General features: G+C 54.0%; 19 protein-coding genes. 12 read left to right on the top strand and 7 right to left on the bottom strand.

Translation table 11 applies throughout. The features are described from left to right. Positions 1 to 114: 114 nt before the first annotated feature. The 5 genes from lon to bolA all read right to left on the bottom strand — a co-directional run bounded on the left by lon (position 115) and on the right by bolA (position 6,883). Positions 115 to 2,469 carry an endopeptidase La gene (gene lon / locus AOY23_RS16750; RefSeq protein WP_054180569.1) on the bottom strand — a complete coding sequence of 785 codons (2,355 nt, stop codon included), beginning with the start codon at positions 2,467 to 2,469 and terminating at the stop codon, positions 115 to 117. Positions 2,470 to 2,654: 185 nt separating this feature from the next. Continuing rightward, positions 2,655 to 3,929 carry an ATP-dependent protease ATP-binding subunit ClpX gene (gene clpX, locus AOY23_RS16745; protein WP_038155093.1) on the bottom strand — a complete coding sequence of 425 codons (1,275 nt, stop codon included), beginning with the start codon at positions 3,927 to 3,929 and terminating at the stop codon, positions 2,655 to 2,657. Between the two features lie 126 nt (positions 3,930 to 4,055). Beyond that, positions 4,056 to 4,679, bottom strand: coding sequence for an ATP-dependent Clp endopeptidase proteolytic subunit ClpP (clpP, locus tag AOY23_RS16740; RefSeq protein ID WP_038155095.1), 624 nt, complete (start codon positions 4,677 to 4,679; stop codon positions 4,056 to 4,058). Between the two features lie 260 nt (positions 4,680 to 4,939). Continuing rightward, positions 4,940 to 6,238, bottom strand: a complete 1,299-nt coding sequence (tig, locus tag AOY23_RS16735) for a trigger factor (protein WP_054180464.1) — start codon at positions 6,236 to 6,238, stop codon at positions 4,940 to 4,942. A 327-nt stretch (positions 6,239 to 6,565) separates the two neighbouring features. After that, entirely contained in the window at positions 6,566 to 6,883 is a 318-nt protein-coding gene (gene bolA / locus AOY23_RS16730; RefSeq protein WP_038155098.1) for a transcriptional regulator BolA, read from the bottom strand. A 305-nt stretch (positions 6,884 to 7,188) separates the two neighbouring features. On the opposite strand from bolA, the gene AOY23_RS16725 reads away from it, so the two are divergent. The 8 genes from AOY23_RS16725 (at position 7,189) to AOY23_RS16690 (ending at position 16,077) form a co-directional block, all read left to right on the top strand. Beyond that, on the top strand, positions 7,189 to 7,767 hold the full coding sequence (locus tag AOY23_RS16725; protein ID WP_038155100.1) for a lipoprotein: 579 nt from the start codon (positions 7,189 to 7,191) through the stop codon (positions 7,765 to 7,767). 47 nt (positions 7,768 to 7,814) lie between these two features. Then, positions 7,815 to 9,290 carry a muropeptide MFS transporter AmpG gene (gene ampG, locus AOY23_RS16720; RefSeq protein ID WP_054180465.1) on the top strand — a complete coding sequence of 492 codons (1,476 nt, stop codon included), beginning with the start codon at positions 7,815 to 7,817 and terminating at the stop codon, positions 9,288 to 9,290. 465 nt (positions 9,291 to 9,755) lie between these two features. Further along, entirely contained in the window at positions 9,756 to 10,700 is a 945-nt protein-coding gene (cyoA, locus tag AOY23_RS16715; protein ID WP_054180466.1) for a cytochrome o ubiquinol oxidase subunit II, read from the top strand. A gap of 19 nt (positions 10,701 to 10,719) precedes the next feature. Further along, positions 10,720 to 12,711, top strand: a complete 1,992-nt coding sequence (gene cyoB / locus AOY23_RS16710; RefSeq protein WP_054180467.1) for a cytochrome o ubiquinol oxidase subunit I — start codon at positions 10,720 to 10,722, stop codon at positions 12,709 to 12,711. Next, entirely contained in the window at positions 12,701 to 13,315 is a 615-nt protein-coding gene (locus AOY23_RS16705; protein WP_054180468.1) for a cytochrome o ubiquinol oxidase subunit III, read from the top strand. The genes cyoB and AOY23_RS16705 overlap by 11 nt, the downstream gene beginning before the upstream one ends. Then, a complete protein-coding gene (locus AOY23_RS16700; RefSeq protein WP_054180469.1) occupies positions 13,315 to 13,641 on the top strand; it encodes a cytochrome o ubiquinol oxidase subunit IV in 327 nt (108 codons plus the stop codon). The genes AOY23_RS16705 and AOY23_RS16700 overlap by 1 nt, the downstream gene beginning before the upstream one ends. A gap of 11 nt (positions 13,642 to 13,652) precedes the next feature. Next, entirely contained in the window at positions 13,653 to 14,540 is an 888-nt protein-coding gene (gene cyoE / locus AOY23_RS16695) for a heme o synthase (RefSeq protein WP_054180470.1), read from the top strand. A 172-nt stretch (positions 14,541 to 14,712) separates the two neighbouring features. Beyond that, positions 14,713 to 16,077, top strand: a complete 1,365-nt coding sequence (locus tag AOY23_RS16690) for an MFS transporter (RefSeq protein WP_054180471.1) — start codon at positions 14,713 to 14,715, stop codon at positions 16,075 to 16,077. A gap of 26 nt (positions 16,078 to 16,103) precedes the next feature. On the opposite strand, the gene AOY23_RS16685 is transcribed toward AOY23_RS16690, so the two are convergent. Continuing rightward, positions 16,104 to 16,595 (bottom strand): YajQ family cyclic di-GMP-binding protein, encoded by a 492-nt coding sequence (locus tag AOY23_RS16685; RefSeq protein WP_038155115.1) that lies wholly within the window; start codon positions 16,593 to 16,595, stop codon positions 16,104 to 16,106. A 145-nt stretch (positions 16,596 to 16,740) separates the two neighbouring features. Between AOY23_RS16685 and panE the strand changes: the two genes are divergently transcribed. Beyond that, on the top strand, positions 16,741 to 17,655 hold the full coding sequence (gene panE / locus AOY23_RS16680; protein WP_054180472.1) for a 2-dehydropantoate 2-reductase: 915 nt from the start codon (positions 16,741 to 16,743) through the stop codon (positions 17,653 to 17,655). Further along, the gene (yajL, locus tag AOY23_RS16675; RefSeq protein WP_054180473.1) at positions 17,615 to 18,205 is read left to right on the top strand and encodes a protein deglycase YajL; all 591 of its coding nucleotides are present in this window, start codon (positions 17,615 to 17,617) and stop codon (positions 18,203 to 18,205) included. The genes panE and yajL overlap by 41 nt, the downstream gene beginning before the upstream one ends. Positions 18,206 to 18,287: 82 nt before the next feature. On the opposite strand, the gene thiI is transcribed toward yajL, so the two are convergent. Then, complete coding sequence (gene thiI, locus AOY23_RS16670) at positions 18,288 to 19,736, bottom strand: tRNA uracil 4-sulfurtransferase ThiI (protein ID WP_054180474.1); 1,449 nt, start codon at positions 19,734 to 19,736, stop codon at positions 18,288 to 18,290. A gap of 195 nt (positions 19,737 to 19,931) precedes the next feature. Between thiI and xseB the strand changes: the two genes are divergently transcribed. Then, on the top strand, positions 19,932 to 20,174 hold the full coding sequence (gene xseB / locus AOY23_RS16665; protein WP_054180475.1) for an exodeoxyribonuclease VII small subunit: 243 nt from the start codon (positions 19,932 to 19,934) through the stop codon (positions 20,172 to 20,174). After that, the gene (gene ispA / locus AOY23_RS16660; RefSeq protein WP_054180476.1) at positions 20,174 to 21,073 is read left to right on the top strand and encodes a (2E,6E)-farnesyl diphosphate synthase; all 900 of its coding nucleotides are present in this window, start codon (positions 20,174 to 20,176) and stop codon (positions 21,071 to 21,073) included. The genes xseB and ispA overlap by 1 nt, the downstream gene beginning before the upstream one ends. The last annotated feature ends 10 nt before the right edge of the window (positions 21,074 to 21,083 follow it).

Here is a 21,083-nt window from a genome sequence, read left to right as displayed (position 1 = left end):
CCGTAAATGATGACATACCCGACCAACAATCTAAATTAGCTATACAAAAAAAGGCTGGCAAGTACGAAATGACTCACCAGCCTCTATTTTCTTAGCGCTCTTTGCGCGCGGTCACTATTTTGCGGTCACAACCTGCATTCCGAAGGGTTCATTCTGCAGGGCGAGAGTCAGAACTTCCTCAATTCGCTTCACCGGATGGATGTCCAGATCGGCGATAACGTTGTCCGGAATCTCTTCCAGATCGCGTTTGTTTTCGTCCGGGATCAGAACTGTCTTAATCCCGCCGCGATGTGCCGCCAGCAGTTTTTCCTTCAGCCCGCCGATCGGCAGAACCTGACCACGGAGGGTGATCTCACCGGTCATCGCCACATCGGCACGTACCGGGTTACCGGTCAGGCAGGAAACCAGTGCGGTACACATAGCGATACCTGCGCTCGGGCCGTCTTTCGGCGTCGCCCCTTCCGGAACGTGAACGTGGATGTCGCGTTTCTCGTAGAAATCGCCATTGATGCCCAGTTTTTCCGCCCGTGCACGCACCACAGTCAGCGCGGCCTGGATGGATTCCTGCATCACTTCACCCAGCGAGCCGGTGTAAGTCAGCTTGCCTTTACCCGGCACGCAGGCGGTTTCGATGGTCAGCAGATCGCCGCCCACTTCCGTCCACGCCAGCCCGGTCACCTGACCAACACGGTTTTCGCTGTCTGCACGACCATAGTCAAAGCGCTGTACGCCCAGGTATTCGTGCAGATTGTCGCCGTTAATCTCAATGTGCTTGAGGGTTTTATCCAGCAGCAGCTGTTTCACCGCTTTACGGCACAGTTTCGAGATTTCACGCTCGAGGCTACGCACGCCCGCTTCTCGGGTGTAGTAACGAATAATGCCCACAATGGCGCTATCGTCGACAGTCAGTTCGCCCGGTTTCAGCGCGTTACGCTCAATCTGCTTCGCCAGCAGGTGGCGTCTGGCGATGTTCAGTTTTTCGTCTTCCGTGTAACCGGAAAGGCGGATCACTTCCATACGGTCCAGCAGCGGCGCCGGAATATTCATGGAGTTAGACGTCGCGACAAACATCACGTCGCTGAGGTCATAGTCCACTTCCAGGTAGTGATCGCTGAACGCCACGTTCTGCTCAGGATCCAGCACTTCCAGCAGCGCTGAAGCCGGATCGCCGCGCATGTCGGACGACATCTTGTCGATCTCATCAAGCAGGAACAGCGGGTTTTTAACGCCCACTTTCGCCATTTTCTGGATCAGCTTGCCCGGCATTGAGCCGATGTAGGTACGACGGTGACCGCGGATTTCCGCTTCATCACGCACCCCGCCCAGCGCCATACGGATGTATTTACGCCCGGTGGCTTTGGCGATGGACTGACCCAGAGAGGTTTTACCTACCCCCGGCGGTCCCACCAGACACAGAATCGGCCCCTTGATTTTATTGACACGGCTCTGCACCGCGAGATACTCAAGGATGCGGTCTTTAACGCGCTCAAGACCGTAATGGTCGGTATCGAGGATTTCCTGTGCCTGACGCAGGTCTTTTTTGACCTTGCTACGGGCATTCCACGGCACCTGCACCATCCAGTCGATGTAACCACGCACCACGGTCGCTTCCGCGGACATTGGCGACATCATTTTCAGTTTTTGCAGCTCGGCTTCGGCCTTCTCTTTAGCCTCTTTCGGCATTTTCGCCGCGTCGATCTTACGCTTCAGCGCTTCGTTTTCGTCCGGCGCGTCATCCATTTCGCCGAGTTCTTTCTGAATGGCTTTCATTTGCTCGTTCAGATAGTACTCGCGCTGGGATTTCTCCATCTGCTTTTTGACGCGATTGCGAATGCGTTTCTCAACCTGCAGCAGATCGATTTCCGATTCCATCATCGCCATCAGGTATTCCAGACGTTCGTTGATGTCGGACATCTCGAGTACCGATTGCTTGTCAGCAAGCTTCAGCGGCATGTGGGCCGCGATAGTGTCCGCCAGACGCGCCGGATCGTCGATGCTGTTCAGCGACGTCAGCACTTCCGGTGGGATCTTTTTGTTCAGCTTGATGTAGCCTTCGAACTGACTGATGGCTGTACGCACCAGCACTTCCTGTTCGCGCTCATCAATCGCCGGAGATTCAAGGTATTCCGCTTTGGAGGAAAAATGCTCGCCATCATCGGAAAGCGTGGTGATACGCGCACGCTGCAGGCCTTCAACCAGCACTTTGACGGTTCCGTCAGGCAGTTTCAGCATCTGCAGAATAGAGGCCACGGTCCCGACGGTGAAAAGATCGTTTACACCCGGCTCATCCGTTGAGGCTTCTTTCTGAGCCACCAGCATGATTTTCTTATCATGATCCATGGCAGCTTCCAGACAACGGATAGATTTTTCCCGCCCTACAAATAAGGGAATGACCATGTGCGGATAAACCACCACATCGCGCAATGGCAATACGGGGATTTCGATGCGTTCAGAACGCTCAGGATTCATAGAGCTCTCTCTTAGTTTAGTGTCCGCCAGGTAGCCGATGACATGATCAATTCCCATGCCACCGTTTAACATGTATTCCAGTATATGGGGATGTTTCCCACACATTCAACGCCGGGAATGCAGGAAAAATAAAAGGGGAGATAAAATCTCCCCTTTTCGCTTAACTGATTGACTAATTTGGCGAATTATTCGCCAGATGCCTGTTGAGTTTCCGAGGTGCCGTAGATCAACAGCGGTTTGCTTTGACCTTCGATAACTGACTCGTCGATAACCACTTTTTCGACATCTTCCATTGACGGCAGGTCGTACATCGTGTCGAGCAGTGCTGCTTCGACGATGGAACGTAGCCCACGCGCACCGGTTTTACGTGCCATTGCTTTACGGGCAATCGCATCCAGCGCTTCGTCACGGAACTCCAGGTCAACACCTTCCAGATTAAACAGCGCCTGATACTGTTTGGTCAGGGCGTTTTTCGGTTCTTTCAGGATCTGAATCAGCGCTTCTTCGCTCAGCTCTTTCAGCGTCGCCACCACCGGCAGACGACCGATGAACTCAGGGATCAGACCGAATTTAATCAAATCTTCCGGTTCAACCTGCGTCAGCAGTTCGCCTTCGTTGGCTTTTTCTGACTTCGCTTTCACCGTGGCGCCAAAACCAATGCCGGTTCCGGTTTCCACGCGGTTAGCGATGACTTTGTCGAGGCCCGCAAACGCACCGCCACAGATAAACAGAATTTTTGAGGTATCAACCTGCAAGAATTCCTGCTGCGGATGTTTACGCCCACCCTGCGGCGGTACTGCCGCCACGGTGCCTTCGATAAGCTTCAGCAACGCCTGCTGCACGCCTTCACCGGAGACATCGCGGGTGATCGACGGGTTATCCGATTTACGGGAAATTTTGTCGATCTCATCGATGTAAACGATGCCGCGCTGCGCTTTCTGTACGTCGTAGTCGCATTTCTGCAGCAGTTTCTGGATGATGTTTTCAACGTCTTCACCGACGTAGCCCGCTTCGGTCAGCGTGGTCGCATCCGCCATGGTGAACGGAACGTCCAGCAGACGCGCCAGCGTTTCCGCCAACAGCGTTTTACCGGAGCCGGTCGGGCCAATCAGCAGAATGTTACTTTTGCCGAGTTCAACACCGTTACTGGAATCGCCGTTACGCAGACGCTTGTAATGGTTGTACACCGCTACAGCCAGCACTTTTTTCGCCTGTTCCTGACCGATAACATAGTCGTCAAGATGATGGCGAATTTCATGTGGCGTTGGCAGAGCACTGCGTTCACGATGCGGCGCTACCTCTTTAATCTCTTCGCGAATAATGTCGTTACATAAATCAACACATTCGTCGCAGATATACACGGACGGTCCGGCAATCAATTTACGCACTTCATGCTGGCTTTTGCCGCAAAAAGAGCAGTACAACAGCTTGCCCGATCCATCTTTGCGTTTATCTGTCATGAGTCCAAACCTCTTCTTAAGTTCTTTGTGCCGCACATGACGACGCAAATGCCATTATCAAGCGCAATCCGCTTCACAAGCAGTGTGCCGCCCATACATAGTATAGCGGCACGCGCGCGCCTGGCATTAGTTACGATGGGTCAAAATGGAGTCGACTAAGCCGTACTCAACCGCTTCTCCTGAGGTCAGGAAGCGGTCACGCTCGGTGTCGCGCTCAATCTGCTCAAGAGATTGACCCGTATGGTGCGCCATGAGTTCATTCATGCGCGCTTTAACTTTCAGGATCTCTTTCGCGTGGATTTCGATATCCGTCGCCTGACCCTGGTAGCCGCCCAGCGGCTGGTGAATCATCACCCGGGAGTTCGGCAGGCAGAAACGTTTACCTTTCGCGCCTGCGGTCAGCAGGAAGGCACCCATAGAAGCGGCCTGCCCCATACAAATCGTGCTGACGTCCGGCTTGATGAACTGCATGGTGTCATAAATGGACATCCCCGCGGTGATCACGCCGCCCGGTGAGTTAATATACAGATAAATGTCTTTTTCCGGGTTTTCCGCTTCCAGAAATAGCATCTGCGCCACAATCAGGTTCGCCATGTGGTCTTCCACCTGGCCGGTCAGAAAAATGACGCGTTCCTTGAGCAGACGGGAATAGATATCAAATGAGCGCTCACCACGTGAGGTCTGTTCAATGACCATCGGCACCAGGGCCATATGGGGTGCAAAGTTATCTCGTTCGCCACTGTATGACATTTCCGTCTCCTGGATAAATATTGAAAAATACCTGCTGTACTGATTGTAACCTTGTCGACGGAACATCAGCCAGTCACTTATTGCCGTATTGCTGGTTATGGGTACGGCAATCCGCTATTTCAAGCATAACAATCTTTTGTTGTTACGCTAACACCGAAACGTGGATTTGGCACTCATGTACAACAAATTGCGATGACAAAAAAAACCCGTCACCAGAGGGCAACGGGTTTTTGTTCAAACTTTGTCCCAGTATAGCGAAATTATGCTTGCTGGTTCATCAGTTCGTTAAAGGAAGTGGCTTTTTCAGTCACTTTCGCTTTATTCAGAACAGTCTCAACTGCCTGTTCTTCCAGAGCCACGTTGCGCATGTTGTCCATCAGTTCTTTGTTTTTGCTGTAGAACTCGATGACTTCAGTCGGATCTTCGTAAGCGGACGCCATCTCTTCGATCAGGCCTTTAACGCGTTCTTCGTCAGCTTTCAGCTCGTTGGTGCGAATCACTTCGCCCAGCAGCAGGCCAACAACAACGCGGCGTTTCGCCTGCTCTTCGAACAGTTCACGCGGCAGTTCCAGAGCCTGTTTCTCGTTGCCACCGAAACGCTGTGCAGCCTGACGACGCAGAACGTCGATTTCGCTGTCGATCAGTGCAGCCGGTACGTCGATGTTGTTCGCGTTCACCAGGCCTTCAATCGCCTGAGTCTTCACGCGGTTACGCACAGCGCCTTTCAGCTCGCGTTCCATGTTTTTACGCACTTCAGCGCGCAGACCGTCAACGGAACCATCTTCAACGCCGAAACGTTTGATGAATTCCGCGGTCAGTTCCGGCAGTTCACGCTCTTCGACTTTCTTCAGGTTGATAACGAATTTCGCCGCTTTACCTTTCAGGTTTTCCGCGTGGTACTCTTCCGGGAAGGTCACGTCGATAGTGAATTCTTCTCCCGCTTTGTGGCCCTTGATGCCGTCTTCAAAGCCCGGGATCATACGACCCTGGCCCATTGCCAGAACGAAATCAGTGGCTTTGCCGCCTTCGAACTCTTCGCCGTCAACAGAACCGGTGAAATCGATGGTGACACGATCTTCAGCGTCAACCGCGCCTTCTTTGTCTTTCCAGGTCGCCTGCTGCTTGCGCAGGGTGTCCAGCATGGTGTCGACGTCAGCGTCAGTCACTTCTACCAGCGGTTTTTCAACTTCGATGGTTTCCAGACCTTTCAGCTCGACTTCCGGGTACACTTCGAACTCAACGGCGTAGGTGAAGTCTTCACCCAGTTTGTATTCGCCCGGAACGTAGTTCGGCGCGCCAGCCGGATTGATTTTTTCTTTGATGATCGCATCAACAAAGTTGCGGCTCATCAGGTCACCCAGCACATCCTGGCGAACAGAAGCGCCATAACGCTGAGCAACAACATTCATCGGTACTTTACCCTTACGGAAGCCGTCGATGCGTACTTTTTTCGCAACGTTGACCAGCTCGCTTTTTACAGCGTTTTCGATGCTGTCAGCAGCGATAGTAATCGTTACACGGCGGCCAAGGCCCTGAGTGGTTTCAACTGAAACTTGCATCTTGTTACCTCAAAAAAATCACAGTGCTCGGTCAACTCTGAATTCGACTGCGCAGTACCGGGATGAAGGTGAATCACCGTCCCTGTCGCCAGAATCATCCCGAAGACATTCCGAAAAATAAGACGCAGCATTATAGCGGCATCACAGGAGTGAGTCGAGAACAGCGGTCGCATGTTGATGCGGCTTTTTTCACAGTTCCCGGCGATTTTTTGTCTGAATACGGCCAGTACTGTGCGTTTTCCAGGCAAAATAAAACGGCCAGGTGGCCGTTTTGTCATAATCTTTACGCAACATACTGGAAAACTTCCGCCCGTTGCAATGCGTTTGTCAGGCGATGCTTCCTGCACCGCGGCAAGCCGGAGATGCAAATACCGTATCCTGTAACCCTTCCCACTCTTTAATCGTGTAGGTATGTAACGCCAGAGCATGAACCGTGGAAGCGAGTTCATCAGCCAGCGTGCTGTAGATCATGCGATGACGATTGAGAAACCGTTCGCCTGCAAAACAGTCGCTGACCAGAACCACTTTGAAGTGGCTTTCCGATCCGGCGGGAACATTGTGACGATAACTTTCATCAACCACTTCCAGTACTACGGGTTTAAACGCTGCACTTAGTTTTGCTTCGATTTGTTCGCGTATCATCATGACATTACTCCTTCGACGACGCTGAGATGCCGCCCATCTCTTTAAATATTAGCCGCTTTTACCGTTTCCATTACATGAAGACAACAAATATTTAGCTTTCGTCCGATTTCGTCAGCGAAACGGATGCGCTTTACTCATATATGCAAACGTTTCGCTGCCAGACTGCCGGCAAAACGGTAAAGAAGCGGTCAGAAAACGCACATCACGATGAATTTACATGCGCAGCTACTTCCTCTTACCGTTGGCGATGTTATGATGGCGAGAATTTTTCTTTTACTTAACCAAAGCGTTGAGAGCCTGACATCATGTTGAAAAAAATCCTTTTCCCGTTGGTGGCCCTGTTCATGTTGGCGGGTTGCGCCACGCCACCGTCCACCATCGACGTATCGCCGAAGATTGCTCTGCCGCAGCAGGACCCTAGCCTGATGGGCGTCACCGTGAGCATTAACGGTGCCGATCAGCGTCAGGATCAGGCGCTGGCGAAAGTCACCCGTGACAACCAGCTGGTCACCCTGACCGCGTCCCGCGACCTGCGTTTCCTGCTGCAGGAAGTGCTGGAGAAACAAATGACCGCGCGCGGTTATATGGTTGGCCCAAGCGGCGCGGTTGATCTGCAGATCATCGTGAATCAGCTGTACGCCGATGTGTCTCAGGGTAACGTGCGTTACAACATCGCCACCAAAGCTGACGTCGCGATCATCGCCACCGCGAAAAACGGCAATAAGATGACGAAAAACTACCGTGCCAGCTACACGGTTGAAGGTGCTTTCACGGCAAACAACCAGAATATCGCTAACGCAGTGAATAGCGTGCTGACTGATACCATCGCCGATATGGCTCAGGACACCAGCATCCACGACTTCATCAAGCAAAACGCCCGTTAATCGCCGTTGTCTGACCCGGCTGGGCGCCGGGTCAGCAGTCAGGACTCATGACCAGTCAATACTTACGCATCTTCCAGCAACCTAAAGCCGCTATTCTGCTGATCCTCGGCTTTGCTTCCGGGCTACCACTGGCGCTGACATCCGGCACTCTGCAGGCGTGGATGACAGTTGAAAATATCGACCTTAAAACCATCGGCTTCTTTTCCCTTGTCGGGCAGGCGTACGTCTTTAAATTCCTGTGGTCGCCGGTGATGGATCGCTATACACCGCCGTTTCTCGGTCGCCGCCGTGGCTGGTTGTTGACGACTCAGGTATTGCTGCTGGTATCCGTCGCCGCCATGGGTTTTCTCGAACCGACGTCGCAGTTGCGCTGGATGGCGGCGCTGGCAGTAATCATTGCCTTCTGCTCTGCTTCGCAGGATATCGTCTTTGACGCCTGGAAAACCGACGTACTGCCGCCTGAAGAGCGTGGCGCTGGCGCGGCGATCAGCGTGCTGGGTTATCGCCTCGGCATGCTGGTGTCCGGCGGTCTGGCGCTCTGGCTGGCAGACAAATGGCTCGGCTGGCAGGGCATGTACTGGCTGATGGCGGCCATGCTCATTCCTTGTATCATCGCCACCCTGCTGGCGCCGGAACCCAGCGACGTGATCCCGGTGCCTAAAACGCTCGAACAGGCAGTCGTCGCCCCTCTGCGCGATTTCTTCGGCCGCAACAATGCGTGGATTATCCTGCTGCTGATTGTGATGTATAAGCTCGGCGATGCGTTTGCCATGAGTCTGACTACCACGTTTCTCATTCGCGGTGTCGGGTTTGACGCGGGTGAAGTAGGAATGGTCAATAAAACGCTGGGACTGTTTGCCACCATTATTGGCGCACTGTACGGCGGCGTACTGATGCAGCGGCTGACGCTGTTTCGCGCGCTGCTCATTTTTGGCATTTTGCAGGGCGCATCCAACGCTGGTTACTGGCTGTTGTCAGTGACCGATAAGCACCTGATTTCCATGGCGACGGCCGTCTTTTTCGAAAACCTGTGCGGCGGCATGGGGACTTCCGCTTTTGTCGCCCTGCTGATGACGCTGTGCAATAAATCCTTCTCGGCCACGCAATTTGCGCTGCTGTCGGCGATATCTGCCGTCGGGCGCGTGTATGTCGGCCCCATCGCCGGCTGGTTTGTCGAAGCGCACGGCTGGCCGACCTTCTATCTCTTCTCTGTTGTGGCGGCGGTTCCGGGGCTTATTCTGTTGCTGGTGTGTCGACGTACGCTGGAATATACCCAGCAGACGGAGCACTTTATGCCGCGCAGTCAGTTCAATGGCGGTTATCAGTTCGCGCTGTATATGCTGATGCTGGGCTGTTTGTTACTGGCGCTGTGGTTGTTCATGCTGACGCTCAACGCCCTTGATTACACCGACTTCTCCTTCCTTCCGGGTCTGCTGGAAATCGCCGCGTTGATCGCGGTCGGCGGTATCGTCATCGGTGGCGTGCTGGATTTCCTGGCCCTGCGCAGGACGCGATTCGCCTGAAAATTCCGTGTTGTTATTCGCCGTTGTAATTACATCAGGTAATTATAACGGTGAATGACGGGCATAATTATCACTTGTTAATTTGTGCGCTTTAGAATTTGGAAATTATCGGTAATTTCTGGCTACATCCTATTTTCTTAACGATTCAGCTATCAGGCGTTTATTTTTCCATGCTGACGATGTCTTTTATTTGCTAATTTATTGTTAATTATTTGTATATTTCAGGCAATAGTTATACCAATTGACCACGTTAGGATTTTATTGCGTCCCCTTTCGTTATAACACTGGCAGCATGCGGCTTCTGGTTGAAAATTAGACATATTAGGTAACATATGTGACATGAGCGGCAGAACCCGGTAACACATAACAGACACAACCCCAATCATGTTTACAGTAATGTAACCTTCCCGTAAAATGCCCACACACTTTAAACGCCACCAGATCCTGTGGAATTGAGGTCGTTACATGAGACTCAGGAAATACAATAAAAGTTTGGGATGGTTGTCATTAATCGCAGGCACTGTTTTACTCAGTGGCTGCGATTCTGCACTGCTTGACCCCAAAGGACAGATTGGACTGGAGCAACGCTCACTGATACTGACGGCATTCGGCCTGATGTTAATTGTCGTTATTCCCGCCATCTTGATGGCAGTTGGTTTCGCCTGGAAGTATCGTGCAAGCAATAAAGATGCGAAGTACAGCCCTAACTGGTCACACTCCAATAAAGTGGAAGCTGTGGTCTGGACGGTGCCGATTCTGATCATCCTGTTCCTCGCCGTACTCACCTGGAAAACCACTCACTCGCTTGAACCCAGCAAACCGCTGGCGCACGACGAACAACCGATCACCATCGAAGTGGTGTCCATGGACTGGAAATGGTTCTTCATCTATCCGGAGCAGGGCATTGCAACGGTAAATGAAATTGCCTTCCCGGCGAACGTTCCGGTTCAGTTCAAAGTGACCTCCAACTCCGTGATGAACTCGTTCTTCATCCCTCGTCTGGGTAGCCAGATTTACGCGATGGCCGGGATGCAGACCAACCTGCACCTGATCGCAAATGAAACAGGCACCTACGACGGTATCTCTGCCAGCTATAGTGGTCCGGGCTTCTCAGGTATGAAGTTCAAAGCCATCGCTACACCGGATCGCGCCGCATTCGATCAGTGGGTCGCGAAAGTGAAGCAGTCTCAGAACACCGTCAGCGATATGGCGGCGTTCGAGAAACTGGCTGCACCGAGCGAGTACAACAAGGTGGAATACTTCTCCAGCGTGAAGCCAGATCTGTTTGTTGATGTCATCAACAAATTCATGGCTCACGGCGACATGCACATGGGCCAGACCGACGGTGAACACGCGTCACACGACGGAATGGAAGGCATGGACATGAGCCACGCGGAAACCGCTCACTAAGGGGCCGAGGAAGAAAACGATGTTCGGAAAATTGACACTGGATGCAGTGCCCTACCATGAACCCATTATCATGGTTACGGTGGCTGCGATTATCATCGGGGGTCTGGCGCTTCTCGCCGCGATCACTTACTTCGGTAAGTGGTCTTACCTCTGGAATGAGTGGCTGACCTCTGTCGACCACAAAAGACTTGGCATTATGTATGTCATCGTCGCTATCGTCATGCTGCTGCGCGGCTTTGCCGATGCGATCATGATGCGTAGCCAACAGGCGCTGGCCTCGGCCGGGGAAGCAGGCTTCCTGCCGCCTCATCACTACGATCAGGTCTTCACCGCCCACGGCGTGATCATGATCTTCTTCGTGGCGATGCCGTTTGTTATCGGTCTGATGAACCTGGTGGTTCCGCTGCAGATCGGCGCACGCGACGTGGCATTCCCGTTCCTCAACAACCTGAGCTTCTGGTTCACGGTTGTCGGCGTGATTCTGGTTAACCTGTCTCTCGGCGTGGGTGAATTCGCGCAGACCGGCTGGCTGGCTTATCCGCCGCTATCGGGAATTGAGTACAGTCCGGGCGTGGGGGTCGATTACTGGATATGGGCGTTGCAGCTCTCCGGTATTGGTACAACGCTGACCGGTATTAACTTCTTCGTGACGATCATCAAGATGCGCGCACCAGGTATGGGCATGTTCAAAATGCCGGTATTCACCTGGGCATCACTGTGCGCCAACATACTGATTATCGCCTCCTTCCCGATCCTGACCGTCACTGTCGCGTTGCTGACCCTGGACCGCTATCTGGGCACCCATTTCTTTACCAATGATATGGGTGGCAACATGATGATGTACATCAACCTGATCTGGGCCTGGGGCCATCCGGAAGTGTACATCCTGGTTCTGCCGGTCTTCGGTGTCTTCTCTGAAGTGGCGGCGACCTTCTCCCGTAAGCGTCTGTTTGGTTACACCTCACTGGTGTGGGCAACCATCTGTATTACCGTACTGTCGTTCATCGTCTGGCTGCACCACTTCTTCACCATGGGTGCTGGCGCGAACGTAAACGCCTTCTTCGGTATTGCCACCATGATTATCGCCATCCCGACCGGGGTGAAGATCTTCAACTGGCTGTTCACCATGTATCAGGGCCGTATCGTGTTCCACTCAGCAATGCTGTGGACCATTGGCTTCATCGTGACCTTCTCGGTAGGCGGCATGACTGGCGTTCTGCTGGCGGTACCAGGCGCGGACTTCGTTCTGCATAACAGCCTGTTCCTGATCGCGCACTTCCACAACGTTATCATCGGTGGCGTGGTGTTCGGTTGCTTCGCCGGTATGACCTACTGGTGGCCGAAAGCCTTTGGTTACACGCTCAACGAAACCTGGGGTAAACGCGCATTCTGGTTCTGGATCATCGGCTTCTTCGTGGCGTTTATGCCGCTGTACGTGCTGGGCTTCATGGGCATGACCCGTCGCCTGAGCCAGCAGATTGATCCGCAGTTCCACCCGATGCTGATGGTGGCCGCGTGCGGCGCCGCGCTGATTGCCTGCGGCATCCTGTGCCAGCTGATTCAGATCTTCGTTTCTGTCCGCGACCGCGAGCAGAACCGTGACCTGACCGGTGACCCATGGGGCGGTCGTACGCTGGAGTGGTCAATCTCCTCTCCTGCGCCGTTCTACAACTTTGCCCACGTCCCGCACATTCATGAGCGTGATGCATTCTGGGAAATGAAAGAGAAAGGCGAAGCGTACAAGAAACCTGCGGGCTACGAAGAAATTCACATGCCGAAAAACAGTGGCGCGGGCATTATCATCGCCGCTTTCGCAACCGTCTTCGGTTTTGCCATGATCTGGCATATCTGGTGGCTGGCGATCGCAAGCTTTGCCGGCATCATCATTTCCTGGATTGTGAAGAGCTTTGACGAGGACGTGGATTACTACGTACCGGTTGCGGAAGTCGAAAAACTGGAAAACCAGCATTTCGATGAAATCACTAAAGCAGGGCTGAAAAATGGCAACTGATACTCTGACCAACGCGCACGCCCACGCGCACGAACATGGGCACCATGATTCAGGGTCGACGAAAGTCTTCGGCTTCTGGATCTACCTGATGAGCGACTGTATTTTGTTCTCCATCCTGTTTGCGACCTATGCCGTTCTGGTGAACGGCACTGCGGGTGGCCCGACAGGGAAGGACATTTTCGAACTGCCGTTCGTTCTGGTTGAAACCGCCCTGCTGCTGTTCAGCTCCATCACGTATGGCATGGCGGCGATCGCCATGTATAAGAACAACAAGAGCCAGGTCATCTCCTGGCTGGTGTTGACCTGGCTGTTCGGTGCCGGATTTATCGGGATGGAACTCTATGAATTCCATCACCTGATCGTCGAAGGTATGGGTCCGGATCGCAGCGGCTTCCTGTCAGCGTTCTTCGCGCTGGTCGGCACCCACGGTCTGCACGTGACGTCTGGTCTTATCTGGATGGCAGTGCTGATGATTCAGATCGCGCGTCGCGGCCTGACCAGCACTAACCGCACCCGCATCATGTGCCTGAGCCTGTTCTGGCACTTCCTGGATGTGGTGTGGATCTGTGTGTTCTCTGTAGTTTATCTGATGGGGGCGATGTAATGAGTCATGCAACCGATCACGGCGCTTCCCACGGTAGCGTAAAAACGTACATGACAGGTTTTATCCTGTCGATCATCCTGACGGCCATTCCGTTCTGGATGGTGATGAACGGTACTGCGTCCCACGGTGTCATTCTTGGCACCATCCTGGCGACCGCAGTGGTACAGATTCTGGTGCACCTGGTTTGCTTCCTGCATATGAACAGCAAGTCTGATGAGGGCTGGAACCTGACGGCCTTCGTCTTCACTATACTGATCATTGCGATTGTGGTGATAGGTTCAATCTGGATTATGTGGAACCTCAACTACAACATGATGGTTCGATAAGAGCGGCGCGTATGTTTAAGCAATACCTGCAAGTAACAAAACCTGGCATCATCTTTGGCAACCTGATCTCGGTGATCGGCGGTTTCCTGCTGGCCTCAAAAGGCAGCATTGATTACCCGCTGTTCGTCTGGACGCTGGTCGGGGTCTCTCTGGTGGTGGCTTCAGGTTGCGTGTTCAACAACTACATCGACCGCGATATCGACAGGAAGATGGAAAGGACCAAGAATCGGGTGCTGGTAAAAGGCCTGATATCACCAAAGGTCTCGCTGGTGTACGCCACCTTGTTGGGTATTGCTGGCTTCATGCTGCTGTGGTTTGGCGCCAACCCTCTGGCCTGCTGGCTGGGGGTGATGGGGTTCGTGGTTTATGTCGGCGTTTACAGCCTGTACATGAAGCGCCACTCCGTCTATGGCACGCTGATTGGCTCTCTCTCCGGCGCGGCGCCGCCGGTGATTGGCTACTGCGCGGTCACCGGTGAATTTGACAGCGGCGCACTGATCCTGCTGGCGATTTTCAGCCTGTGGCAGATGCCTCACTCTTACGCCATCGCGATTTTCCGTTTCAAGGATTATCAGGCGGCGAACATTCCGGTACTGCCGGTCGTGAAAGGTATCTCTGTGGCGAAAAACCACATCACGGTTTACATCATCGCCTTTGCTGTGGCGACGCTGATGCTCTCGCTGGGCGGCTACGCCGGATATAAATATCTGGTGGTGGCAGCGGCGGTAAGCGTCTGGTGGCTCGGTATGGCGCTGCGTGGCTACAAAGTGGCCGATGACCGTGTCTGGGCACGTAAACTGTTCGTCTTTTCTATCGTGGCTATCACGTCGCTGTCGGTGATGATGTCCGTCGACTTTATGGTTCCGGATTCTCGTCACCTGCTGACTTACGTCTGGTAAGCGGCAGGACAGTTTAAAAAGGGTGCTACGGCACCCTTTTTCATGCGCGTTATCAAATTCCCCCGAGCGACACTCTGAAATATTGATGGGGTTAATATTTGTTCACTAAGGCTTTGTTTACCCCGCTCTCTCCCCGCTTTACACTATGCGCAATTGAAACGCTGAGGTTGGAATGAACGATTTTAAAATGACGCCGGTCGAATTGCGCGCGACCTGGGGTTTAGGGACAGTATTCTCAATGCGCATGCTTGGCATGTTCATGGTTCTGCCTGTTCTGACCACCTACGGCATGGCGCTTCAGGGGGCAAGCCAGGCGCTGATTGGTATTGCTATCGGCATCTATGGACTGATGCAGGCCATTTTTCAGATCCCCTTTGGCCTGCTTTCTGATCGTATTGGTCGCAAGCCGCTGATTGTTAGTGGGTTGCTGGTCTTTGCCTTCGGCAGTGTCATCGCCGCGTTGTCTCATTCCATCTGGGGGGTGATTCTGGGTCGTGCCCTGCAGGGTTCCGGTGCCATTGCCGCCGCGGTGATGGCGCTGCTGTCTGACCTGACGCGCGAACAGAACCGTACCAAAGCGATGGCCTTTATCGGCGTCAGCTTTGGCGTTACCTTCGCCATTGCCATGGTGCTCGGGCCAATTATTACCAATGCGCTGGGCCTGCACGCCCTGTTCTGGATGATTGCCGTACTGGCGATGGTCGGTATTGCTCTCACACTGTGGGTGGTACCGAACAGCAGCAGCCACGTACTGAACCGCGAATCGGGAATGGTCAAAGGCAGCTTCCGCCAGGTGCTCGCCGAACCCAAACTGCTGAAGCTCAACTTCGGCATCATGTGCCTGCATATTCTGTTGATGTCGACGTTCGTTGCCCTGCCCGGCCAACTGGAAGCCGCCGGTTTTCCTGCCGCAGAGCACTGGAAACTCTATCTGGTGACGATGCTGATTTCGTTTGTTTCCGTCGTACCGTTTATCATTTATGCGGAAGTGAAACGCCGCATGAAACGCGTCTTTCTGGTCTGCGTGGCAATCCTGTTGATCGCCGAAATCGTGCTGTGGGGTGCGGGCGATTATTTCTGGGAACTGGTGGCGGGCGTACAGATCTTCTTCCTCGCCTTTAACCTGATGGAAGCGATGCTGCCGTCGCTCATCAGCAAAGAGTCGCCTGCCGGGTATAAAGGCACGGCGATGGGGGTCTACTCCACCAGCCAGTTCCTCGGCGTGGCCATCGGCGGCTCACTGGGTGGCTGGCTCGACGGGTTCTTTGACTCACAAACGGTGTTTTTAGCGGGCGCGTTACTGGCCACGCTCTGGCTGCTGGTTGCCATGACAATGAGCGAACCACCGTACGTCAGCAGCTTGCGGGTGGAAATTCCTGACGACGTTGATGCCGATGAGTCGCTTCAGGCACGTTTGCTGGCAACCAACGGGGTCAGCGAAGCGCTGGTGGTGCCTAAAGAACGCACGGTGTATGTGAAAATCGACAACAAAGTGACGAATCGCTTTGAAGTTGAGCAGGCGATGAAACCGGCATAAAAAAAGCGGGAAAACCCGCTTTTTTATTAATCGCGAAAGTTTTTAAACTGGAACGGCTGGCCGAGATTACCGCCGCGTACCAGCGCCATCACGGATTGCAGATCGTCGCGGGATTTGCCCGTCACGCGAATTTCCTCGCCCTGAATTTGCGTCTGCACTTTCAGCTTGCTGTCTTTAATCAGCTTAACGATTTTCTTCGCTACGGCGCTATCAATGCCGGTTTTCAGCTTCGCTTCCACCGACCAGGTTTTGCCGCTGTGCAGAAACTCTTCCGGCACCTCAATGGAACTGCCTTCAATGCCGCGCTTGAGCAGTTTTGCGCGCAGGATATCAAGCAACTGATTGACCTGGAAATCCGACTCGCTCAGCACCTTAATGGTCTGATTCTTTTCATTCAGTTCAATGGTGGCTTCCACGTTACGGAAGTCGAAGCGGGTCTCCACCTCACGCACGGCGTTTTCAACGCCATTACGCGCTTCCTGAATATCAACCTCAGAAACAATATCGAAAGATGGCATGTTTTACTCTCCCTCTCTTTTTGATGCGATGCATAATACCTGCAACCTGAGATAACACAACCTGTTATGCCTGTGTCTGAAGGATAGCTGATAGCGCTATACTGACAGGGATAACGCCTGTGATCGCTGCAGGTGAGGAGGAAAAATGAAGATTACCGTGCTGGGATGCGGCGCCCTCGGGCAGCTCTGGTTGAATGCGTTGCATCGCCAGGGCCATGAAGTGCAGGGATGGCTGCGCGTCCCACAACCGTGGTGCAGCGTGAACCTGCAGGAAGTCGACGGTAGCGTCTTCAATGAACTGCTGACGGCCAACGATCCTGAGTTTCTGCAAAGTAGCGACCTTTTACTGGTCACGCTCAAGGCCTGGCAGGTCTCAACGGCGGTGAAAAATCTCGTCGGTCTGTTGCCCGCCCGTTGTCCTGTCCTGTTGCTGCATAACGGAATGGGAACGCTGGATGAACTGGGTGCGATACAACAGCCGCTGCTGACAGGCATGACGACGCACGCGGCGCGCCGTGACGGTAATGTGATTGTTCATGTTGCCAACGGCACCACCCACATTGGCCCGGCCAATGCGGCTGCACGGGATTACAGCTTTCTGGCCGATACGCTGCAGGCCGCGTTACCGGATGTCGCCTGGCATGATGACATGGGCGCCTCGAGCTGGAAAAAACTGGCGGTGAACTGTGTCATTAATCCCCTGACCGTGGTCTATGACTGCCCTAACGGGGCGCTGGTGAACTATCCGCAGGAAGTGGCGGCCATTTGTCATGAAGTGGCCGCGGTAATGCAGCGCGAAGGGCATCACGCCAGCCAGGACGATCTGCTTTTTTACGTCTGGCAGGTGGTGGAGAGCACCGCGGGCAATATCTCCTCGATGCTGCAGGATGTTCGGGCTCTGCGTCATACAGAAGTAGACTATATCAATGGTTATCTGCTCAAACGTGCGCGCGTCCACGGCATCAGCGTGCCGGAAAACGCCAGACTCTACGAACTGATTAAACGTAAGGAGAATGAATATGAGCGCGTCAGCACTGGTATGTCTCGCCCCTGGGAGTGAAGAGACCGAAGCGGTCACCACTATCGATTTACTGGTGCGCGGCGGGATTGCCGTCACCACGGCCAGCGTCGCCAGCGATGGCAACCTGACGGTAACCTGTTCACGCGGCGTGAAACTGCTGGCCGATGCGCCGCTGGTTCAGGTCGCCGACGGCGACTATGACGTGATTGTCCTGCCTGGCGGTCTGAAAGGGGCGGAAGCGTTCCGCGACAGCCCGCTACTGGTGGAGACCGTCAGGCAGTTTCATCTCTCCGGGCGCATCGTCGCGGCAATCTGTGCCGCCGCCGGGACGGTACTGGTGCCGCACGATCTCTTTCCCATTGCCAATATGACCGGTTATCCGGGGCTTAAAGCGACGATTCCCGATGAGCAATGGCAGGATAAACGCGTGGTCTGGGATCCGCGGGTGAATCTGCTCACCAGCCAGGGGCCGGGCACGGCGATTGATTTTGCGCTGAAGATTATTGATCTGCTGGTCGGCCGTGAGAAAGCGCACGAGGTGGCGTCACAACTGGTGATGGCGGCGGGGATCTATAACTATTACGAGTAGGTTTTGCCCGGCGGCGCTATGCTTGCCGGGCCTACAACGTCCGTAGGCCGGGTAAGGCGCAGCCGCCACCCGGCACAACGAATTAAGGACGATACACTTTCACGTTGGTAAAGCCCTGCTCACGCAGGTAGAGCGCCTGCAGGCGACTCATCACACCACGCTCACACCACAGCAGCCAGGTTTTGCTCTGATCGAGATTGCCGAACTGGGTGCTCAGCTTGTAGAACGGCAGCGATACCACATCAATGCCTTCCACTTTCAGCGGCTTGTCGTCCTGCTCGTCAATGGAACGAATATCAAGGATCACATCGTTCGCACCGAAACCCTTCACGGTTTCAACTTCGACGACTTCCTCACCGGTCTGCTGCGCGATGTCGCGGATATCCACATTGCTGGCTTCGGCAACCACGGTATCGAGGATGCTGAAATCAAAGTTCGCTTCTTCCGCTTCGATCTTCGCTTTTACCGCCTTCACGGTCGGGCTTTTCGAAATCACGCCGCAGTATTCCGGCATTGTACGGGCAAAGTCTTCGGTGCCGATTTCACGCGCCAGGTTGATGATGTGCTCTTTATCGTAGGAAATCAGCGGGCGCAGGATCAGCGTGTCAGACACGTTATCAATAAGGCGCAGGTTGGTCAGCGTCTGGCTGGAGACCTGCCCCAGCGCTTCGCCGGTCACCAGCGCTTGCACGCCGTAACGTTCAGCCACTTTTGACGCCGCACGGACCATCATGCGTTTCAGCACCACGCCCATCTGGCCGTCATCGACTTTTTCGAGGATCTCGCCGACCACTGGCTCAAAATTGATCGCCACGAAACGCACGCGATGCGAGCTGCCAAAGCGGTTCCACAGATAGTGCGCCACCTGACGAACACCGATTTCATGTGCCGCGCCGCCGAGGTTAAAGAAGCAGTAATGCACGCGGCAACCGCGACGCATCAGCATATAACTGGAAACACCGGAGTCGAAACCGCCGGAAATCAGTGACAGGACATCTTCCTGCGTACCGATAGGGAAACCGCCAATGCCTTCGTAGCGCCCTTTCACCAGCAGCAGACGATCATCTTCAATCTCCAGATTGACCGTGACGTCCGGGTTCGTCAGCTTCACGCGCGCGGACTCAACGTGCTGATTCAGACCGCCGCCGACATAACGTTCCACTTCAATGGAGCTAAACTCATGCTTACCGCGACGTTTTACGCGCACGCAAAAGGTTTTGTTTTCCAGTTTCTCACGCCAGGCATCCAGCGTTTTCTCGAAGATATCGTGCATCGAGGTGAACGGCACATCTTCGACTTCAAGAATATGGTGGATACCGGGGATACGGGTCAGCGCGTCGCGGATGGCAGGACGCTGGTTTTCGTCTTTCGCGCGGACTTCGATGTGATCCCAGTGGCGAACAACGGCAAGCGTCTCGTCGTAGTGCTTCAGAACGTTACGAATATTCCCGGTTAGCATCTTAATAAAGCGCAAACGCACAGATTGGCTTTTGATTGTGATTTCCGGGAACAATTTAATGATAAACTTCATGGCGGTAATGGTTCGTTGGCAAACTCTGGGTTTGCATGACAAAAAATATTGCAGCCCATACCTGAAGCTGCATCCAGGCGCGGGAGTATATCACCTTCGTCACCAACCTGCGCGTTACCATTATGCGTTATTTGCTTAGCGACCTGACTTCGTTACCATAGCGTGGTCGCCCTAAAACAGAGTCAAACATTCACTATGCCAAAGAAAAATGAAGCCCCGGCCAGCTTTGAAACTGCGCTGAATGAGCTTGAGCAAATCGTCACTCGCCTGGAAAGCGGTGAGCTTCCGCTGGAAGAGGCGCTGAATGAATTTGAGCGCGGCGTCCAGCTGGCGCGTCAGGGGCAAAGTAAACTGCAACAGGCCGAGCAGCGTGTGCAAATCCTGCTGGCGGAAAGCGAAGAGGCCCCACTGTCTCCTTTCACCCCGGACGCTGAGTAATGGATTTTTCGCAACAATTACAGGCGTGCGTGGTTCGGGCGAATGACGCCCTGCATCGCTTTATCGATCCGCAGCCGTTTCAGAACACTCCGCTGGTTGAAGCCATGCACTACGGTGCATTATTAGGGGGAAAGCGGCTGCGCCCGTTCCTGGTATACGCGACCGGCAGTATGTTCGGCGTCAGCCTGGAAACCCTTGATGCCCCGGCCGCCGCGGTGGAATGCATTCATGCCTATTCGCTGATGCATGATGATCTTCCGGCGATGGATGATGACGATTTACGCCGCGGGCAACCTACCTGTCATATTAAATTCGGCGAAGCGAACGCCATTCTGGCGGGTGATGCCCTGCAGACGCTGGCATTTTCAATTCTCAGCGATGCACCGATGACCGACGTCAGCGATCGCGATCGGCTGGCGATGATTTCTGAACTGGCGCAGGCCAGCGGCGTGGCTGGCATGTGTGGTGGTCAGGCGCTGGATCTCGCTGCCGAAGGCCAGCATGTGGATCTCGCCGCCCTGGAACGTATTCACCGCCACAAGACTGGCGCGCTGATCCGCGCGGCTGTCCGTCTCGGGGCGCTGAGCGCCGGAGAACGCGGCCGTTCCGTCCTGCCGGTACTGGATCGCTACGCGCAAAGCATCGGCCTGGCATTCCAGGTTCAGGATGACATTCTTGATGTGGTGGGGGATACTGCCACGCTTGGAAAGCGCCAGGGCGCTGACCAGCAGCTCGGTAAGAGCACCTATCCCGCACTGCTGGGCCTGGAGCAGGCCCGGACGAAAGCCCGTGATTTGATTGAAGATGCCCGCCAGTCGCTGAACCAGCTGGCCGCCCAATCACTGGATACCACGGCACTGGAAGCGCTTGCGGACTATATAATCCAGCGTGATAAATAAACACTAGAAC

Source organism: Trabulsiella odontotermitis, assembly GCF_001297775.1.
Lineage (GTDB): Bacteria > Pseudomonadota > Gammaproteobacteria > Enterobacterales > Enterobacteriaceae > Trabulsiella > Trabulsiella odontotermitis.
This window is presented reverse-complemented; position numbering and strand designations above follow the sequence as displayed.

Excerpts from the sequence above, each read along its gene's own strand:
- lon (WP_054180569.1), bottom strand. The coding sequence starts at position 2,469 with ATGAATCCTGAGCGTTCTGAACGCATCGAAATCCCCGTATTGCCATTG.
- clpX (WP_038155093.1), bottom strand. The coding sequence starts at position 3,929 with ATGACAGATAAACGCAAAGATGGATCGGGCAAGCTGTTGTACTGCTCT.
- clpP (WP_038155095.1), bottom strand. The coding sequence starts at position 4,679 with ATGTCATACAGTGGCGAACGAGATAACTTTGCACCCCATATGGCCCTG.
- tig (WP_054180464.1), bottom strand. The coding sequence starts at position 6,238 with ATGCAAGTTTCAGTTGAAACCACTCAGGGCCTTGGCCGCCGTGTAACG.
- bolA (WP_038155098.1), bottom strand. The coding sequence starts at position 6,883 with ATGATGATACGCGAACAAATCGAAGCAAAACTAAGTGCAGCGTTTAAA.
- AOY23_RS16725 (WP_038155100.1), top strand. The coding sequence starts at position 7,189 with ATGTTGAAAAAAATCCTTTTCCCGTTGGTGGCCCTGTTCATGTTGGCG.
- ampG (WP_054180465.1), top strand. The coding sequence starts at position 7,815 with ATGACCAGTCAATACTTACGCATCTTCCAGCAACCTAAAGCCGCTATT.
- cyoA (WP_054180466.1), top strand. The coding sequence starts at position 9,756 with ATGAGACTCAGGAAATACAATAAAAGTTTGGGATGGTTGTCATTAATC.
- cyoB (WP_054180467.1), top strand. The coding sequence starts at position 10,720 with ATGTTCGGAAAATTGACACTGGATGCAGTGCCCTACCATGAACCCATT.
- AOY23_RS16705 (WP_054180468.1), top strand. The coding sequence starts at position 12,701 with ATGGCAACTGATACTCTGACCAACGCGCACGCCCACGCGCACGAACAT.
- AOY23_RS16700 (WP_054180469.1), top strand. The coding sequence starts at position 13,315 with ATGAGTCATGCAACCGATCACGGCGCTTCCCACGGTAGCGTAAAAACG.
- cyoE (WP_054180470.1), top strand. The coding sequence starts at position 13,653 with ATGTTTAAGCAATACCTGCAAGTAACAAAACCTGGCATCATCTTTGGC.
- AOY23_RS16690 (WP_054180471.1), top strand. The coding sequence starts at position 14,713 with ATGAACGATTTTAAAATGACGCCGGTCGAATTGCGCGCGACCTGGGGT.
- AOY23_RS16685 (WP_038155115.1), bottom strand. The coding sequence starts at position 16,595 with ATGCCATCTTTCGATATTGTTTCTGAGGTTGATATTCAGGAAGCGCGT.
- panE (WP_054180472.1), top strand. The coding sequence starts at position 16,741 with ATGAAGATTACCGTGCTGGGATGCGGCGCCCTCGGGCAGCTCTGGTTG.
- yajL (WP_054180473.1), top strand. The coding sequence starts at position 17,615 with ATGAGCGCGTCAGCACTGGTATGTCTCGCCCCTGGGAGTGAAGAGACC.
- thiI (WP_054180474.1), bottom strand. The coding sequence starts at position 19,736 with ATGAAGTTTATCATTAAATTGTTCCCGGAAATCACAATCAAAAGCCAA.
- xseB (WP_054180475.1), top strand. The coding sequence starts at position 19,932 with ATGCCAAAGAAAAATGAAGCCCCGGCCAGCTTTGAAACTGCGCTGAAT.
- ispA (WP_054180476.1), top strand. The coding sequence starts at position 20,174 with ATGGATTTTTCGCAACAATTACAGGCGTGCGTGGTTCGGGCGAATGAC.